A 16,382-nucleotide genomic window follows, 5' to 3' on the forward strand; every position below is an offset into this window, starting at 1 on the left:
GCCGCTGGTCACAACCCACCCTCCGCTGGAAAGGCCGGTAAGTCGCTCCGACCGTCTGCAACCTTACCGACGGGGTCCGACAGAAAACGGCCCTGCCGGAACCCCACTAGCGTTACGTTCATGACTTCCTTCGCACGGGCCGAGCGCCTGGCGCTCGCCGACACCCTCCTCGCCGCCGGCCCCGACGCACCGACGCTCTGTGCCGGCTGGACGACCCGGGACCTCGCCGCGCACCTCGTGCTGCGGGAGCGCCGCCCGGACGCCGCCGTCGGCATCCTGCTGAAAAACGTGGCAGCCCACACGAAGAAGGTCCAGGACAGGCTCGCGAACGGCGACTACGCGGCGCTGGTCGGCAAGGTCCGCACGCCGGCCCTCTGGGTGCGCCCGGCCGCGGCCGACGAGGCCGTCAACATCACCGAGTTCCTCGTCCACCACGAGGACGTGCGCCGCGCCACACCCGGCTGGACCCCGCGCACCCTCGACGCCGCATACGAGCAGGCCCTCGCCGGCCGCGTCAAGCAGTCCGCCCGGCTGTCGACCCGGAAGTTCCCGGCCGCGATCACGGTGCACCCGGAACACGGCACCCCGTTCACCGTCGGCAAGGGCGGCGACGCGCTGGACGTACACGGGAAACCCTCGGAACTCCTCCTGTTCTTCACTGGGCGGCAGGGCGTCGCCGACGTGACCGTGACGGGTCAGCTCGCGGAGCGACTCAAGAGCGCGCGACTCGGGCTGTAACAGCAGGGCGCTGAGTCTTGAATCTGGTTCCAGGCAAGGGATCCAGCATCTACTACGTTTCGGTTTCGGGTCTAGCCGGTAACGCGACCGACCATTTACCCTCCAGTAACCGACGGGACGTGATGCCAGTCACCGTTACGTCCACGCCAGCCCGGGAGGCCCTCCACATGACCAAGCGGCTCGAACTGCCCTACCGCTCGATCCCGGACATGTTCCTGCACCGCGTGGCCGAGACCCCGGACAAGCGGGCGTTCGGCAAGCCCGCCGCCGACGACGCGGGCGACCCCGTCTGGCTCACCTGGCGCGAGGTCGACGCGCAGGCCCGTGCGATCGCCGCCGGCCTCACCACGCTGGGCGTGCAGCCCGAGGACCGCGTCGGCATCCTGGCCAACACCCGGCTCGACTGGATCCTCGCCGACCTCGGCATCATGCTCGCCGGCGCGGCCACCACCACGGTGTATCCGACGACCGAGCCCGAGGACGCCGTCTACATCGTCGCCGACTCCGGCTCGAAGGTCCTCTTCGCCGAGAACGCCGCGCAGGCCGCCAAGCTCGACGGCGCCGACCTGCCCAACCTGGTCGCGATCGTGCTCATCGACGGCGTCCCCAACGGCGCCGAGCGGACGAAGACGCTCTCCCTCGCGCAACTGGAAGCCGAAGGCAAAAAAGCCCTCGAAGCAGACCCCGAGCTCATCGAGCGGATCGTCGCCGGCATCACCGGCGACCAGCTCGCCACCCTGATCTACACGTCCGGCACCACCGGGCGCCCGAAGGGCGTCGAGCTGATGCACCTCGGCTGGGTCTGGCAGGGCTACACGCAGGTCGACATGGGCCTGCTGACCGCCGACGACCTGCAGTACCTGTGGCTGCCGCTGTCGCACTCGTTCGGCAAGACCCTGCTCTGCGGGATCGTGTACGTCGGGCTCCCCACGTATGTCGACGGCCGCGTCGACAAGCTCATCGACAACCTCGGCAAGATCCAGCCGACGATCATGTGCGCCGCGCCCCGCGTCTTCGAGAAGGTCTACAACCGGGTCGTCACCGGCGCCCAGGCCGACGGCGGCGCCAAGTGGAAGATCTTCACCTGGGCGGTCAAGGTCGGCAAGCAGGCCTCCGCCGAGCGCCTCGCCGGCCGCCAGCCCGGCGGCGCGCTCAAGATCCAGGCCGGCATCGCCGACAAGCTGGTCTTCAGCAAGCTCCGCGCCCGCCTCGGCGGCCGGATGCGCGCCATGGTGTCCGGCTCCGCTCCCCTCGCCAAGGAGATCGGCGAGTTCTTCTTCGCCGCCGGCCTGCCGATCCTGGAGGGCTACGGCCTGACCGAGACCTCGGCCGGCTCGTTCGTCAACCGGGAGAAGGGTCCCCGCATCGGCACCGTCGGCACGGCCCTGGGCGACCTCGAGGCGAAGCTCGACAGCGACGGCGAGATCCTGCTCAAGGGCACCCCGATCATGCGCGGCTACCACAACCTGCCCGAGGAGACCGCGGCGTCGTTCACCGAGGACGGCTGGTTCCGCACCGGCGACATCGGCGAGTTCGACGCCGACGGCTACCTGCGCATCACCGACCGCAAGAAGGACCTGATCAAGACCTCCGGCGGCAAGTACGTCGCGCCGAGCCACATCGAGGGCCTGTTCAAGTCGGTCTGCCCGTACACCTCGCAGTGCATCGTCGTCGGCCAGGCCCGCAACTACGTCACGCTGCTGGTCAGCCTCGACCCCGACGCCATCAAGGGCTGGGCGGACGGCACCCCCCTCGCCGGGAAGTCCTACGGTGAGATCGCCGCGTCGACCGAGGCGAACGCCCTGATCGAGGGCTACGTCAAGGAGCTCAACACCAAGCTCAACCGCTGGGAGACGGTGAAGAAGTTCACCATCCTCAGCCGCGACCTCTCCATCGAGGACGGCGAGCTCACGCCGTCGCTCAAGGTCAAGCGCCGTGTGGTCGAGAAGTCCTTCGCATCGGACATCGACCGGATGTACGCGGGGTCGCTCGCCGAACTCTGATCACACCCCACAGTGTCATGGCCTCCGGGATCCGCCATCCCGGAGGCCATGACGCTTTTCCAGGGCCACACCCCGTGATCCGGAAGACCTTGTGCACCCAGGGGTACCCAAACTCTTCCGGATCACGGAAAACAGGGGTCAGGCCACGACCACCGGCGACGACCAGGCATGCCGGCGAGGACGGTCCAGGTCCGCACGAGCGGCCGCGAGCCGCCGCACCGCCTCGACCAGATCCGCCTCCGGCAGCGTGTACGGCAGCCGCATGAACCGCTCCATCGTCCCGTCCGCCCCGAACCGCGGCCCCGGCGCGACCCGCACCCCGAGCTCCTCCGCCGCCCGGGCGAGGGCACTGGACACCGGCGCGTCGAGCTCGACCCACAGCACCATCCCGCCGCCGGGCAGGACGAACCGCCACTCGGGCACCTCGGCGCGCAGCGCGGCGGCCAGGGTGTCGCGGCGGGACAGGAGCTGCCGGCGGCGGGCCGAGACGATCGCCGAACGGCGGCGCAGCAGCTGCACGGCGACCAGCTGGTCGAGCACCGGCGAGGCCATGTCGACGCCGACCCGGGCCGCGGCGAGCCGGGCGATCAGCGGCGCCGCCCCGCGCACCCAGCCGATGCGCAGGCCACCCCAGTACGGCTTGCTCATGCCGCCGATCGTGAGCACGCGCGCGCTGCGGTCGAACGTGGCGACCGACGGCGGCATGTCGACGTCGTCGAGGGCCAGGTCGACGAACGACTCGTCGATGATCAGGTCGGTGCCGGCGGCGTGCGCGGCGGAGGGCAGCCGCTCCCGCAGGGCGGTCTGCATGAGGTGGCCGGTCGGGTTGTGGAAGTCCGGGATGAGGTACGCCACGCGCGCCTGCGCTGCCCGTACCGTGGACAAAAGAAGATCCTCGTCCCACCCGTCGGGACCGATCGCGTAGGCGCTGATCCTGGCGCGGCTGGCGGTGAAGGCGCTCAACGCGTTCGGATAGGTGGGCGTCTCGACGAGGGCCCGCTGGCCGGGCGCGACGAGCAGGCGCAGCAGCAGGTCGAGCGCCTGCTGGACGCCACCGGTGACCATGACCTGGTCGGGGTCGGTCGGCAGGCCCCGCTCGGTGTAGCAGTGCGCGATCGCCTCGCGGAGCACCGGCAGCCCCATCGGCTGATACCCGGCGCCGAGTGTGTAAGGGGCGAGGTCGGCGACCGCCTCCGTGGCGGCCTCGGCGAGCTCGGCGGGGGCGGGCATCGCGGCGCAGCCGAGGTCGATGAGGTCGGCGTCGTCGCTCGGCGTCCACAGCCCGGACGTGCCGACGCGGTGGCCGGCGGGCAGCGCGGTCCAGCTGCCGGCGCCGCGGCGGCTGCTGAGGTGACCACTGTCACGCAGCTCACGGTAGGCGGCGGTGACGGTCGTCCGGCTGATCCCGAGCGCGGCGGCGAGCTCACGCTCCGCGGGCAGCCGCACACCGAGCGCGAGGCGGCCGTCGATGAGCAGGCCACGGACGGCGCCGGCGAGCACCACGTACTCCGGGCGGCGGCCGGCGGGTCCGCGCACGCCGACGGCGACCTGCCAGGCGTTGAGCATGCGGGCCAGTTGGGCACCGCGGACGATCGCTGACAAGGCCAGTCCCCCTCAATTGGCTCTTTGCACGTTCCGGATTGGCCCTAGGGTGGCATGCATGGCCGCCTCAGGCAAGACCAATCCCACGCCACCGCGCCTGGCAATGCCACTGCGCCACCGCTTCGTGCGCCGATTCGTCCAGTTGCAGCTTGGTCTGCTGGTGTACGGCGTGAGCCTCGCGCTCCTCGTGCGGGCCCACCTGGGACTCGATCCGTGGGACGTGTTCCAGCAGGGCATCTCCCGACATACCGGGCTGAGCTTCGGCACCGTGGTCTGCGCGGTCGGCGCGCTCGTGCTGCTGCTGTGGATCCCGCTGCGCCAGCGGCCGGGGCTCGGCACGATCAGCAACGTCGTGGTCATCGGTGCCGTCGCCGACCTCGCCCTGCGCGTCGTGCCGGACGCCGAGGCGTGGTGGCTGCGCGGCGCGCTCATGGTCGCGGGTGTGGTGCTCAACGCGGCCGCCACCGGCCTGTACATCGGCGCGCGCCTGGGACCCGGCCCGCGCGACGGGCTCATGACCGGCCTGTCGGAGCGCTTCGGCTGGCTGTCCGTCCGGGTCGCGCGGACCTCGATCGAGGTGACCGTGCTCGCCGCCGGGTTCCTGCTCGGCGGTTCCGTCGGCGTCGCGACCGTGCTGTACGCGTTCGGCATCGGCCCGCTCACGCAGCTGTTCCTGCCACTGTTCTCGATCCGGGATCCACGGCCGGCACCGGCGGCTCCGGCGGCTGCGGCCCTCGCCTGACCCGCACCGCGCCCAGCAGGACCCCGCCGATGATCGCGGCGCCGCCGGCGGCGTCGTACCAGTGGATGTGCTCACCGAGCAGCAGCGCCGAGGACACGATCGCGAACACCGGGGCCAGGGCCGCGAACGGCGCGACCGTGCCGGCGTCGTAGCGGGCGATGAGCCGGCCCCACACGCCGAAACCGAACAGCGTGCTGAGGTAGGCGATGTACGCGATCGCGCCGACCGCGGTCAGGTCCAGGCCACGCAGCGTGTGCCAGACCTCGGCCGGCCCGTCGACGGCGAGGGTCAGCGCGACGAGGGGCGGGGTCGCGACGGCGCTGACCCACACCATGAAGTTGAGCATGTCGGTCGCCTTCGCCTTGCGCATCGCGATGTTGGCCAGGCCCCAGGCCGCGCCGGCGGCGACGACCAGCAGGAACGCGCCGAGCGGCCGGTCCAGGCCGAGCTGCGAGGCGATGAGCACGATGCCCGCCCCGGACAGCGCGACCCCGGCGAGGCGGCGCCGGCCCGGCCGGTCGCGGAGCAGCACCACCGCGAAGACGAGGGTGAACACCACCTGGCTCTGCAGGACCAGCGCCGACAGCCCCGACGGCAGCCCGGCCGCCATCCCGGCGAACAGCAGCGAGAACTTCACCACGCCGAGCGCCACGCCGGTCGCGATCACCCACCGCCACGGGGCCTTCGGCCGGCCGACCAGCAGCACGGCGGGCAGCGCGGCCACCGCGAACCGCAGCGCGCAGAACAGCAGCGGAGACATGCTGTCCAGTCCGACGTGGATGACGACGAAGTTCACGCCCCAGACGGCCGAGACGAGGACGGCCAGCGCGACGTCACGATGCTTCATACGCCTCACGGTCGCCGCTGAAACCGTGAAGCACCATCGAAAGGTTCTACAACATCGTTGTAGCATTACTTCATGCTTGACCTGCCCAGGCTCCAGGCGCTGCGGGCCGTCGCCGTGTTCGGCACGGTCACGGCCGCCGCCGAAGCCCTGCACTGCACCCCGTCGGCGATCTCCCAGCACATCGCGAAGCTCGAACGGGAGACCAGGAACACGCTCGTGGAGAAGGACGGCCGCCGGTTGCGGCTCACCGGCGCCGGCCGGGTCCTCGTCGAGCACGCCGGACGGATCCTCGCCGTCGTCGAGGAGGCCGAGGCCGCCCTCGCCGCCCACCAGGAGACGGTGTCCGGGCACCTGAGCATCGCCTCGTTTCCGACCGCGTGCCGTGGGCTGCTGCCGCACGCCCTGCGCAGCCTCGCCGTCGACCACCCGCTCCTCGAGCCGACCCTGCAGGAGACCGACCGGCAGGCCGGCTTCGACGGCATCCTGCGCGGCACCGTCGACGTGGCCGTCATCGACGAGTGGCTGGACATGCCGGCCACGTTTCCCGCCGGGCTGGCCAGCCTCGAGCTCGGCCTCGACGTCGGCGACCTGATCCTGCCCGTCGACCATCCCCTCGCCGCCGAGTCCGGCCCGGTCCGCCTCGACGACCTGCGCGGCGAACGCTGGATCGCCTCGAAGCCCGGCACCGTCTGCCACGAGTGGCTGCAGCGGATGCTGCCCGGCGCCCGTCCCACGATCCTCGTCAACGAGTTCGAGACCCAGCTGACCTTCGTGGCCGAGCGCCTCGGCGTGGCCTTCGTCCCGCGCCTGGCCCGCAGCACCCTCCCACCGGGCGTTGTGGCCCGCCCCATCACCCCCGAGGCGGCCCGCCGCGTCACGGCCGTCTGGCGCGCCGCCGCCGGCGACCGCCCGGCCATCGGCGCGACCGTCCGTGCGCTGCGTGAGGCCTGGTCACACCGTGACCACTGGGCCGGCGACCTGTCCATTCATGTCGTATAACTGCAGCTCAAACGGTCTTTTCCGGTTTAAACGCTCACTCACTCATTCACTTCTGCGGGTTTTGGCGCCGCCCCTTACATTGATGTCATGGCCATCTTCGGACGCACCCGCACAGCCACCGGCGCAGGCGTCCTGGCGACGCTGCTCCTCGTCCTGCTCTTCGGCAACCAGATCTTCACGGAATGGGTCGACCGGCACGCCGACACGAACACGGTGTGGGGCTGGTTCCTGAAGATGCTCACCTGGCCACGCTGGTGGCTCGTCCCCCGCGACGACTCCGGCAAGGCCGCCCGCGAACTCCTCGCGAACGACCTCAAAGCCCTGTTGCTCATCCTCTTCACGGCCCTGATCCTGGCGGTCGCCGGCAAATCCATCGGCACCGGCGGCGGCGCCTTCATCATCGGCTGGGCGGCGCTGATCTTCGGCGCGGCCCTCGCCGCCTTCGTCACCGTTTTCATCCTCGCCGACCCGACCCTGCTGGGGGCGTTCGCCGCGGCGGCCGCCGCCTCCGGCTACGGCCTGTTCGTCGGCTGGATCGTCGGCATCGCCGTCACCACCGGCAAACGCGGCGACTAGACCGTTCGGCAGCGGGTGATCACATCGGTTACCCGCTGCCGGCGTCAGCGGACGGGGTGGCCGGCCTCGCGCAGCGAGGTCTTCACGTCGGCGATGGACAGGTCGCCGAAGTGGAAGACGCTGGCGGCGAGGACCGCGTCGGCGCCGGAGGCGACCGCCGGGGCGAAGTGCTCCAGGGCACCCGCGCCGCCGCTGGCGATGACCGGGATCGTCACGACCGCGCGGACGGCCGTGATGAGCTCCAGGTCGAAGCCGTCCTTGGTGCCGTCGGCGTCCATCGAGTTGAGCAGGATCTCGCCGGCGCCGAGCTCCGCGACCCGGGCGGCCCACTCGACGGCGTCGAGGCCCGCACCGCGGCGGCCGCCGTGGGTGGTCACCTCGAACCCGCTGGGCTGGCCGGCGGCGCGGCGCACGTCGAGGGAGAGCGTCAGGACCTGGTTGCCGAAGCGTTCGGCGATCTCGGCGATGAGCTCGGGGCGGGCGATCGCGGCGGTGTTGACGCCGACCTTGTCCGCGCCTGCGCGCAGGAGCGTGTCGACGTCGGACACCGCGCGGACGCCCCCGCCGACGGTGAGCGGGATGAACACGGTCTCGGCGGTGCGGCGGACCACGTCGAGCATGGTCGAGCGCCCGTCGGACGAGGCGGTCACGTCGAGGAAGACCAGTTCGTCGGCGCCCGCGGCGTCGTACGCGGCGCCGAGCGCCACCGGGTCACCGGCGTCGCGCAGGTTGACGAAGTTGACCCCCTTGACGACCCGCCCGGCGTCGACGTCCAGACACGGGATCACCCGCACCGCGACGCTCATGCCGCCACCTCCGCCGCACCGCACCCCGAGCCGGCACCGCGCGCCCACGTCACAGCCCGTCCACCGCGCCGCGGGTCGGTCATGACGCCGTTTCCTTCAGGACCTCGAGGGCCTCGGTCACGTCGAAGGCGCCCGCATACAGGGCCTTGCCGACGATGACACCCTCGACGCCGGCGGGCTCGAGGGCGGCGAGCTGGCGCAGGTCGTCGAGCTTGGAGACGCCGCCGCTGGCGATGACCGGCTTCTTGGTGCGGCCGGTGACCTCCAGCAGCAGGGTCAGGTTGGGGCCGGTGAGGGTGCCGTCGCGCATGACGTCGGTGACGACATACCGGGCGCAGCCGGCCCGCTCGAGGCGGTCGAGCACCTCGAACAGGTCGCCGCCCTCCTTCGTCCAGCCCCGGGCCGCCAGCTGGTGACCACGGACGTCGAGACCGACCGCGACCTGGTCGCCATACGTGGCGCAGACGTGGTCGCACCACTCGGGGTTCTCCAGCGCGGCGGTGCCGAGGTTGACCCGGGTGGCGCCGGTCGACAGGGCCGCCCGCAGCGAGGCCTCGTCGCGGATGCCGCCGGAGAGCTCGACCTGCACGTCCAGCCGGCGCACGACGTCGGCGAGCAGCTCCGCGTTGGAGCCACGGCCGAAGGCGGCGTCGAGGTCGACGAGGTGGATCCACTCGGCACCCTGCCGCTGCCAGGCGAGGGCGGCCTCGAGCGGGTCACCGTAGGTGGTTTCGCTGCCGGCGGCGCCCTGAACGAGACGGACCGCCTGGCCGTCGGCGACGTCGACGGCGGGCAGGAGCTGCAGGGCCATGGTTCAAGATCCTTCGGTCAGATTCGGCGGTCAGAGCCGGCGGTCGAGGACAAGCACGGTGAGCGCCGGAGTGGCGACGATGACGAGGGCGCTGAGCCCGATGCGTGCCGCGACGGTGTCGACGAGCAGCCAGATCAGCATGAGTGCCAGCAGGACGAGCAGGACGATGACGGAGCGCTGGCCCCGGGAACGACGTGCGAAGAGCTTACCGGTCCGGCCGATCTTGACCTTCGGCACCAGCCGGCGGACCGCGATGCGCCGGCGGCGGCGCTGCTCGGCCTTGTTCAGGCGCGCGGCCCGCTCGGCCTCCAGCACCGCCCGGCGCCGGGCGCGTTCCTTAGACAAGGCTGCCGAGCCAGTTGGCCAGCAGGGTCGCGCCCGCGTCGCCGGACTTCTCCGGGTGGAACTGGGTGGCGCGCAGGACCTCGGACTCGAACGCGGCGACGAACGGCTCGCCGTGCACCGTGGTAGCGACGCTGATGCCGGCGGCGCGCTGGGCGTCGACGGGGGTGGGCGCGTAGGAGTGCACGAAGTAGAAGCGCGTGTCGGCGGGCAGCCCGGCGCCGAGGACGGTGTCGGCGGGCCAATCCACCGTGTTCCAGCCCATGTGCGGCACCACCGGGGCGTGCAGGACGGTCACCGAGCCGGGCGCGAGGCCGAGGCCCTTGGTGACGACGCCGTGCTCCTCGCCCTCCTCGAAGAGGACCTGCATGCCGACGCAGATGCCGAGCACCGGCGCGCCGACCCGGACCCGCTCGGCGATCGTGGGCCCGGCGCCGAGCTCGTCGATGCCGGCCATGCACGCCGCATACGCGCCGACGCCCGGCACGACCAGCCCGTCGGCGCGGGCCGCCTTGCCGAGGTCGGAGGTGACCTCGACGTCGGCGCCGACCCTGGCGACGGCCCGCTCGGCGGAGCGCAGGTTGCCCGAGCCGTAGTCGAGGATGACCACCTTCTTCATGCCGTCCCCTTTACAGCCAGAGCAGGCCGCCGGCCGCGGACAGCGCGGCGAGCAGCAGCGTGATCACGAACGGGACCTTCGACGTGCTCTGCTGCCGCAGCTGGATGGCGCCGCCGACCAGCAGCCCGGCGAGTCCGAGCAGGACGATGCTCACAGGGCACCCTTGGTGCTGGGCACGATGCCGGCGTTGCGGGGGTCGAGCGCGCACGCCTGGCGCAGCGCCCGGGCGACCGCCTTGAACTGCGCCTCGACGATGTGGTGCGCGTCGGGCTGGGCGCCGTGCCGGCCGGCGCGCAGGATGCTGACGTGCAGCGTCACCCGCGCCGAGTGGGCGAAGGACTCCCAGATGTGGCGGGTCAGGCTGGTCGGGTAGTTGCCACCGATGTGCGGGGCGATGTTCGCCGGCTCGTCGTGCACCATGTAGGGCCGGCCGGACAGGTCGACGACGGCGGAGGCGAGCACCTCGTCGAGCGGGACCTGGGCGTTGCCATACCGGGTGACGCCGGCCTTGTCGCCGAGCGCCTCGGCGAACGCGGCACCGAGCGCGAGGGCGGTGTCCTCGACCGTGTGGTGGGCGTCGATCTCGAGGTCGCCGACGGTGTGCACGCGCAGGTCGAACCCGCCGTGCTTGGCGATCTGGTTGAGCATGTGGTCGTAGAAGCCCACGCCGGTGGAGATCTCGCCGACCCCGGTGCCGTCGAGGTCGAGCTCCACGGACACCTTGGTCTCCTTGGTGACCCGCTCGATCTTGGCGGTGCGACTCACAGCAACTCCTCCAGTGCGTTCAGGAAAGCGTCGGTCTCCTCCGGCGTGCCGGCGGTGACCCGCAGCCAGCCGGGGACGCCCACGTCGCGGATCAGCACCCCGCGGTCGAGCAGCGCCTGCCAGATCCCCTTGCTGTCGTCGCGGGGCGCGGCGAACAGCACGAAGTTGGCGTCGCTGTCGGCGACCCGCAGCCCCCAGCCGCGCAGCGTCGCGACGATCCGGTCGCGCTGGGCCTTGACCGCGTCGACGGTCGACAGCAGCGCGTCGGTGTGCGCGAGCGCGGCCCGCGCGGCGGCCTGGGTCAACGCCGACAGGTGATACGGCAGCCGCACCAGCTGCACGGCGTCGACGACGGCGGGCCCGGCCGCCAGATAGCCGACCCGCCCGCCGGCGAGCGCGAACGCCTTGCTCATGGTGCGGGTGACGACGAGCCGCGGGAACTCCTCGATGAGCGAGAGCGCGAACGGCGTGCCGGGGCGGGCGAACTCCGCATACGCCTCGTCGACCAGCACCATCCCGTCGGCGGCCTCCGCGACGGCCCGGACCACGTCCAGCGGCAGCGCCGTGCCGGTCGGGTTGTTGGGCGAGCAGAGGATCACCACGTCGGGCCGGTGCTCACGAACCTTCGCGACCGCGTGCTCGGCGGTCAGCGTGAAGTCCTCGTCGCGCCGCCCGTCGACCCACGTGGTGCCGGTGCCGGCGGCGAGCAGCGGGTGCATCGAATACGACGGGGTGAACCCGAGCGCGGTGCGGCCGGGACCGCCGAACGTCTGCAGCAGCTGCTGCTGGATCTCGTTGGAGCCGTTGGCCGCCCACACGTTGCGCCAGGTCAGCCCGTGCCGCAGGTAGGCGGCCAGGTCGGTGCGCAGCGCCACCGCGTCGCGGTCCGGGTAGCGGTTGAGGTCACGCAGGACCGCGGAGAGCGCCTTCTCCATCTCCGCGACGGCCGCCTCGGGCAGCGGGTAGGAGTTCTCGTTGGTGTTGAGCCGCACGGCCACGTCGAGCTGCGGCGCGCCGTAGGGCGTCAGCCCGCGCAGCTCGTCGCGGAGCGGGAGGTCCTCAAGGCCGGTCACTGCGCGAACCTCACCTTCACGGCGGCGCCGTGCGCCGGCAGGTCCTCGGCCTCGGACAGCGCGACCACGTGGTCGGCGACCTCGGCCAGGGCGTCACGTCCATACTCGATCAGCTGCACGCCGCGCAGGAACGTCTGCGTCGACAGCCCCGAGGAGTGCCGGGCGCAGCCACCCGTGGGCAGCACGTGGTTGGAGCCGGCGCAGTAGTCGCCGAGCGACACCGGCGACCAGGCCCCGACGAAGATCGCCCCCGCGTTCCAGACGCGCTCGGCCACGGCCCGCGCGTCGCGGGTCTGGATCTCCAGGTGCTCCGCGCCGTAGGCGTCGACGACCCGCAGGCCCTGCTCCAGGTCGTCGACGATCACGGTCGCGGACTGGGTCCCGCTGAGCGCCTCGGTGACCCGCTCCAGGTGCTTGGTCGCCGCGACCTGCCGGGCGACCTCCTGCTCGACCGCCTCGACGAGCTCCAGCGACGGCGTGACCAGCACGCTCGCGGCGAGCGGGTCGTGCTCGGCCTGGCTGATCAGGTCGGCGGCGACGTGCCGCGGGTCGGCGGTGTCGTCGGCGAGGATCGCGATCTCGGTCGGCCCCGCCTCGGCGTCGATGCCGACGATCCCGCGCAGCATCCGCTTCGCGGCGGTGACCCAGATGTTGCCCGGGCCGGTGATCATGTCGACCGGCTCGCAGCCCTCCTGGTCGCCGTAGCCGAACATGGCGATCGCCTGGGCGCCGCCGACGGCATAGACCTCGTCGATGCCGAGCAGCGCGCACGCGGCCAGGATGTTGACGTTGGGCAGGCCGGTGCCCTTCTGCGGCGGGCTGGTGACCGCGATCGACGGCACCCCCGCGACCTGGGCCGGCACCACGTTCATGATCACGCTCGACGGGTAGACGGCGAGGCCGCCCGGCACGTAGAGCCCGACCCGGCGGACCGGGACCCACCGCTGGGTGACCGTGCCGCTGGTGCTCAGCAGTGTCGTCACCTCGGTGCGCCGCTGGTCGCCGTGGACCTTGCGGGCCCGCTTGATGGACTCGAGCAACGCGGCCCGCACCGCCGGGTCGAGGCCGGCCTCGGCCTCGGCGATCGCCGAGGCGGGCACGCGCAGGTCGGTCAGCTCCACCCCGTCGAGGCGGCGGGTGGCGTCACGGACCGCGCTCGCCCCATGCTCGCGGATCGCCTCGACGATCGGGCGCACCTGCTCGGTGGCGACGGAGACATCCATGGCGGCGCGGGGCAGCAGACGGCGCGGATCACTGGTGGAGCCGCGCAGGTCGATCCGGTTCAACACGCTTGGGAGTCTAGGCGGAACCGCTGACAATTATTCCGTCGTATCCCGCTGTGCGGGCTGTCGGGATTGCGCCCAGCGCCAGTTCAGCTCGGCCGCGTCCGGTGGCGGGCCGGGCAGCGCGTCGCCGTCGCCGCGCCGCATCCCGTCCAGGATCAGGGCCAGCTGGCGGCGCCGCAGCTCGACGGTGCGGTCGCGGTCCGGCACGCGGATCGCGGCGCACGCCTCGAGCACCAGCGTGACGTCCGCCACCACGACGTCCGGGCGCAGCGTCCCGTCCCCGTGCGCCCGGGCGACGAGGTCACCGGCGAGGGTGCCGGCCCGCACGGCGTCGGCGATCATCTCGGGCGTCGAGGTGAAGGTGCCCGCCAGGTGCACGGTGAGGGAGTGCACGTCCGCCTCGACGACGCCGCCGAGGAACCGGACCAGCGCCACCCACCCGTCCTCCTCCTCCGCGGCCCGTTCGGCCTCGGCGATGAAGGTGCGCAGACCGTCGTGGCACAGGGTCCGCAGCAGGTCTTCCTTGCTCTTGTACCGCCGGTACAGCGCACTGATCCCGACACCCGCACGTTCGGCCACGGCGGCGATCGGCGCCTTCGGGTCCTCCAGGAACACGTCGCGCGCGGCGGAGAGGATCACGCCGTCGTTGCGGGCCGCCTGCACGCGCCGCCCGGACAGGTTGGTCGTCATGGCACCACTGTACCCCAAGACTGGAACGGATCGTTCCGGTCTGCTATCGTCAGAACGGAACGAAGCATTCCGTTCTCAAACTCGGAGGTTGGCCATGATCCGCTCGTACACGGTGGACGTCCCGCAGACCGCGATCGACGACCTGCACGCCCGGCTCCGCAGGGCGCTGTGGCCCAACGAGCTGCCCGGCGTCGGCGACAGCTACGGCGTGCCCGCCGACCGTGTCCGGGCCCTCGCCGAGCACTGGCTGGAGCGCTTCGACTGGCGCGCCGTCGAGTCCCGGATCAACCGGCACCCGCAGTACGTCACCGAGATCGACGGCGAGGACATCCACTTCCTGCACGTCCGCTCGCCCCGCGAGGACGCCGTCCCGCTGATCCTCACCCACGGCTGGCCCGGCTCGATCATCGAGTACCTCGACGTCATCGAACCCCTGTCGCAGGACTTCCACCTGGTCATCCCGTCGCTGCCCGGGTTCGGGTTCTCCGGCCCGACCCGCTCCCGCGGCTGGAACCGGCACCGCACCGCCCGCGCCTGGAACGAACTGATGCGCCGACTCGGCTACGACCGCTTCGGCGCCGTCGGCAACGACGCCGGCTCGATGATCGCGCCCGAGCAGGGCCGCAATGCCCCCGACCGGGTGATCGGGGTCCACGTCACGCAGCTCTTCTCGTTCCCCAGCGGCGACCCCGCCGAGTTCGCCGCCCTCGACGAGACCGGCCACGCCGCCCTGGCGAAGCTCCAGTGGTTCTACGACAACCTCATGTCGTTCAACACCCTGCACAGCCAGCAGCCACAGACCCTCGCGTTCGCGCTCGCCGACTCACCCGTCGGCCTGCTGGCCTGGAACTCCCAGCTCTTCGGCAGCAGCCTCGACGCCGACTTCATCCTCGCCAACGTCGCCGTCTACTGGTTCACCGGCACCGCGGCCTCGGCGATGCGGTTCTACTACGAGGACGCGCACGCCGACGAGACCGCCGACGGCCCCACGACCGTGCCGACCGGCCTGGCCATGTTCGCCGGCGACTTCCAGTCGATCCGCCCGTTCGCCGAGCGTGACCACGCCCAGATCGTGAGCTGGCACTCGTACGACGCCGGCCGTCCCAGCCCTCAGGGCCGCGACGCCGGCGGCCACTACGCCGCGCACGAGGCCACCGACCTCCTCGTCAACGACATCCGCGAATTCTTCGCCACCCTGAAGTGACCCGCGTCGTGCGGCAAACCGGGTCCGCTCGGCTAGGCTTCGCCCCGTGGAGGAAGCGAACGAACCCGAGCGGACCCTCCTGCCGCTGTTCCCCCTCGGCACCGTGCTGTTCCCGGGGCTGGTCCTGCCCCTGCACGTGTTCGAGCCCCGCTACCGCACGCTCGTGCAGCACCTCGCCGAGCTGCCCGCCAGCCTCCCCCGCGAGTTCGGCGTGATCGCGATCCGCCGCGGCTGGGAGGTCGGCCGGGTCGAGGGCGAGCAGGGCGAGTCGACCGACGCGGCGATCACCGCCGGCGAGGCCCTCTCGCTGTACGAGATCGGCTGCGCCGCCGAGATCCGCCAGCTGACCGAGCTCCCCGACGGCCGGTTCGACCTCATGACCGTCGGCCGGCGCCGCTTCCGGCTGCTCGGACTCGCCCGCAACGACGCCCCGTACCTGACCGGCGAGGTCGAGTGGCTCCCCGAGCCGAAGGGCGAGCCGGACCGCGAGGAGGAGCTGGCGGCGGGCGTCCTCGCCGCGTTCCAGCAGTACCTGAAGGCGGTCCGCAGCGACGACGACAGCGACGGCGAGCAGCTGCCCGACGACCCGACGGTGCTGTCGCACCTGGTCGCGGCGACGGCGTCGCTAACCCTCGAGGACCGCCAGTCGCTGCTCGCCGAGCCGGACACGATCAGCCGCCTGAAGGCCGAACGCGCCCTGCTGCGCCGCGAGGCGGCCCTGCTCGGACAGGTGCGGGCGGTGCCGGTCGCACTGTCGGACCTCGCCGTCCCCTCCAGCCCCAACTGACCCACCACACCGGTCGACGCCCGGCGGGCGCGGCGCCAGCCGGGCGTCGACCGGACCCCGCGCGCCAGCCCCGGTGGACCGCTGCACCCCGCCGCACGGCCGGGTGCCAACTCGGGCCGGCATGTCGCAGCACTCCGCCGGACACCAGCTGCTCGACCGGGTTCCGGCCACCCACGGGACCTCCATACTCCGGCCCGGGCGACCACGGGACGACTTCGATCACCCCAGCTCTTGATCGAAGCACCGGGGCGGCTGTCCGGGCGGCCGCAGTCGTCCTTTGATCACGAGCGAAGGACGGAGATCGCCGTGCAGGACGTGGCACCCACCCGGGTCCGGTGTGCCGGTTCGTGCGGCGACGTCACGCACGGACGCTGCGGGCGCTGCCACGGAGTGACAGGTGGCTCAGACACGGAACCCGTAGCCCGCAACGGGCAGGTCCGGCCGCACGGGCACTTCCGGAAAGTCGCCGACGCATGCCCGCGGAAGGCAGGA

At 72.0% G+C, this 16,382-nt stretch carries 18 protein-coding genes; 7 read left to right on the plus strand and 11 right to left on the minus strand.

Annotated elements, in window-relative coordinates:
• The first annotated feature begins 120 nt into the window (after nt 1-120).
• Both Dsi01nite_RS46350 and Dsi01nite_RS46355 read left to right on the plus strand, forming a co-directional pair.
• The gene (locus Dsi01nite_RS46350; RefSeq protein ID WP_203852849.1) at nt 121-738 is read left to right on the plus strand and encodes a TIGR03085 family metal-binding protein; all 618 of its coding nucleotides are present in this window, start codon (nt 121-123) and stop codon (nt 736-738) included.
• Between the two features lie 167 nt (nt 739-905).
• On the plus strand, nt 906-2,741 hold the full coding sequence (locus Dsi01nite_RS46355) for an AMP-dependent synthetase/ligase (protein WP_239136740.1): 1,836 nt from the start codon (nt 906-908) through the stop codon (nt 2,739-2,741).
• Nucleotides 2,742-2,879: 138 nt separating this feature from the next.
• Here the strand turns inward: Dsi01nite_RS46355 and yczR are convergent, their stop codons facing one another.
• Entirely contained in the window at nt 2,880-4,343 is a 1,464-nt protein-coding gene (gene yczR, locus Dsi01nite_RS46360) for a MocR-like transcription factor YczR (RefSeq protein ID WP_203852850.1), read from the minus strand.
• Between the two features lie 58 nt (nt 4,344-4,401).
• On the opposite strand from yczR, the gene yczE reads away from it, so the two are divergent.
• Entirely contained in the window at nt 4,402-5,085 is a 684-nt protein-coding gene (gene yczE, locus Dsi01nite_RS46365) for a membrane protein YczE (RefSeq protein ID WP_239136742.1), read from the plus strand.
• On the opposite strand, the gene Dsi01nite_RS46370 is transcribed toward yczE, so the two are convergent.
• Complete coding sequence (locus Dsi01nite_RS46370) at nt 5,003-5,932, minus strand: EamA family transporter (RefSeq protein WP_203852851.1); 930 nt, start codon at nt 5,930-5,932, stop codon at nt 5,003-5,005. The genes yczE and Dsi01nite_RS46370 overlap by 83 nt on opposite strands.
• A gap of 72 nt (nt 5,933-6,004) precedes the next feature.
• Here Dsi01nite_RS46370 and Dsi01nite_RS46375 point away from each other — a divergent pair, with 72 nt between their 5' ends.
• A complete protein-coding gene (locus tag Dsi01nite_RS46375; RefSeq protein WP_203852852.1) occupies nt 6,005-6,931 on the plus strand; it encodes a LysR family transcriptional regulator in 927 nt (308 codons plus the stop codon).
• An 87-nt stretch (nt 6,932-7,018) separates the two neighbouring features.
• A complete protein-coding gene (locus Dsi01nite_RS46380) occupies nt 7,019-7,507 on the plus strand; it encodes a hypothetical protein (RefSeq protein ID WP_203852853.1) in 489 nt (162 codons plus the stop codon).
• Between the two features lie 44 nt (nt 7,508-7,551).
• Here the strand turns inward: Dsi01nite_RS46380 and hisF are convergent, their stop codons facing one another.
• The 9 genes from hisF to Dsi01nite_RS46425 form a co-directional block, all read right to left on the minus strand.
• Nucleotides 7,552-8,313, minus strand: a complete 762-nt coding sequence (gene hisF, locus Dsi01nite_RS46385; protein ID WP_203852854.1) for an imidazole glycerol phosphate synthase subunit HisF — start codon at nt 8,311-8,313, stop codon at nt 7,552-7,554.
• A gap of 79 nt (nt 8,314-8,392) precedes the next feature.
• The gene (priA, locus tag Dsi01nite_RS46390; RefSeq protein ID WP_203852855.1) at nt 8,393-9,124 is read right to left on the minus strand and encodes a bifunctional 1-(5-phosphoribosyl)-5-((5-phosphoribosylamino)methylideneamino)imidazole-4-carboxamide isomerase/phosphoribosylanthranilate isomerase PriA; all 732 of its coding nucleotides are present in this window, start codon (nt 9,122-9,124) and stop codon (nt 8,393-8,395) included.
• A 30-nt stretch (nt 9,125-9,154) separates the two neighbouring features.
• A complete protein-coding gene (locus Dsi01nite_RS46395; RefSeq protein WP_203852856.1) occupies nt 9,155-9,469 on the minus strand; it encodes a hypothetical protein in 315 nt (104 codons plus the stop codon).
• Complete coding sequence (gene hisH, locus Dsi01nite_RS46400; RefSeq protein ID WP_203852857.1) at nt 9,462-10,085, minus strand: imidazole glycerol phosphate synthase subunit HisH; 624 nt, start codon at nt 10,083-10,085, stop codon at nt 9,462-9,464. The genes Dsi01nite_RS46395 and hisH overlap by 8 nt, the downstream gene beginning before the upstream one ends.
• A gap of 10 nt (nt 10,086-10,095) precedes the next feature.
• Entirely contained in the window at nt 10,096-10,239 is a 144-nt protein-coding gene (locus tag Dsi01nite_RS46405; RefSeq protein WP_203852858.1) for a CG2302 family histidine operon protein, read from the minus strand.
• Entirely contained in the window at nt 10,236-10,850 is a 615-nt protein-coding gene (gene hisB, locus Dsi01nite_RS46410; protein ID WP_203852859.1) for an imidazoleglycerol-phosphate dehydratase HisB, read from the minus strand. Before hisB ends, Dsi01nite_RS46405 begins: the two co-directional genes overlap by 4 nt.
• On the minus strand, nt 10,847-11,923 hold the full coding sequence (locus Dsi01nite_RS46415) for a histidinol-phosphate transaminase (RefSeq protein WP_203852860.1): 1,077 nt from the start codon (nt 11,921-11,923) through the stop codon (nt 10,847-10,849). Before Dsi01nite_RS46415 ends, hisB begins: the two co-directional genes overlap by 4 nt.
• Nucleotides 11,920-13,212, minus strand: a complete 1,293-nt coding sequence (gene hisD / locus Dsi01nite_RS46420; protein WP_203852861.1) for a histidinol dehydrogenase — start codon at nt 13,210-13,212, stop codon at nt 11,920-11,922. The genes Dsi01nite_RS46415 and hisD overlap by 4 nt, the downstream gene beginning before the upstream one ends.
• A 30-nt stretch (nt 13,213-13,242) precedes the next feature.
• Nucleotides 13,243-13,899, minus strand: coding sequence for a TetR/AcrR family transcriptional regulator (locus tag Dsi01nite_RS46425; RefSeq protein ID WP_203852862.1), 657 nt, complete (start codon nt 13,897-13,899; stop codon nt 13,243-13,245).
• Between the two features lie 94 nt (nt 13,900-13,993).
• Here Dsi01nite_RS46425 and Dsi01nite_RS46430 point away from each other — a divergent pair, with 94 nt between their 5' ends.
• Together Dsi01nite_RS46430 and Dsi01nite_RS46435 are read left to right on the plus strand one after the other, a co-directional pair.
• Nucleotides 13,994-15,103: an epoxide hydrolase family protein gene (locus Dsi01nite_RS46430; protein ID WP_203852863.1), complete on the plus strand. Its 1,110-nt coding sequence runs from the start codon at nt 13,994-13,996 to the stop codon at nt 15,101-15,103.
• Between the two features lie 46 nt (nt 15,104-15,149).
• Entirely contained in the window at nt 15,150-15,890 is a 741-nt protein-coding gene (locus Dsi01nite_RS46435; RefSeq protein ID WP_239136744.1) for an LON peptidase substrate-binding domain-containing protein, read from the plus strand.
• Nucleotides 15,891-16,382: the final 492 nt, after the last annotated feature.

The sequence above is a fragment of the Dactylosporangium siamense genome, assembly GCF_016862795.1.
Classification (GTDB): Bacteria; Actinomycetota; Actinomycetes; order Mycobacteriales; family Micromonosporaceae; genus Dactylosporangium; species Dactylosporangium siamense.

What these genes read in the sequence shown, in the direction of transcription:
- Dsi01nite_RS46355 (WP_239136740.1), top strand. Translation starts at nt 906, where the DNA reads ATGACCAAGCGGCTCGAACTGCCCTACCGCTCGATCCCGGACATGTTC.
- Dsi01nite_RS46430 (WP_203852863.1), top strand. Translation starts at nt 13,994, where the DNA reads ATGATCCGCTCGTACACGGTGGACGTCCCGCAGACCGCGATCGACGAC.
- Dsi01nite_RS46375 (WP_203852852.1), top strand. Translation starts at nt 6,005, where the DNA reads ATGCTTGACCTGCCCAGGCTCCAGGCGCTGCGGGCCGTCGCCGTGTTC.
- Dsi01nite_RS46350 (WP_203852849.1), top strand. Translation starts at nt 121, where the DNA reads ATGACTTCCTTCGCACGGGCCGAGCGCCTGGCGCTCGCCGACACCCTC.
- yczE (WP_239136742.1), top strand. Translation starts at nt 4,402, where the DNA reads ATGGCCGCCTCAGGCAAGACCAATCCCACGCCACCGCGCCTGGCAATG.
- priA (WP_203852855.1), bottom strand. Translation starts at nt 9,124, where the DNA reads ATGGCCCTGCAGCTCCTGCCCGCCGTCGACGTCGCCGACGGCCAGGCG.
- Dsi01nite_RS46370 (WP_203852851.1), bottom strand. Translation starts at nt 5,932, where the DNA reads ATGAAGCATCGTGACGTCGCGCTGGCCGTCCTCGTCTCGGCCGTCTGG.
- hisF (WP_203852854.1), bottom strand. Translation starts at nt 8,313, where the DNA reads ATGAGCGTCGCGGTGCGGGTGATCCCGTGTCTGGACGTCGACGCCGGG.
- hisH (WP_203852857.1), bottom strand. Translation starts at nt 10,085, where the DNA reads ATGAAGAAGGTGGTCATCCTCGACTACGGCTCGGGCAACCTGCGCTCC.
- Dsi01nite_RS46380 (WP_203852853.1), top strand. Translation starts at nt 7,019, where the DNA reads ATGGCCATCTTCGGACGCACCCGCACAGCCACCGGCGCAGGCGTCCTG.
- Dsi01nite_RS46425 (WP_203852862.1), bottom strand. Translation starts at nt 13,899, where the DNA reads ATGACGACCAACCTGTCCGGGCGGCGCGTGCAGGCGGCCCGCAACGAC.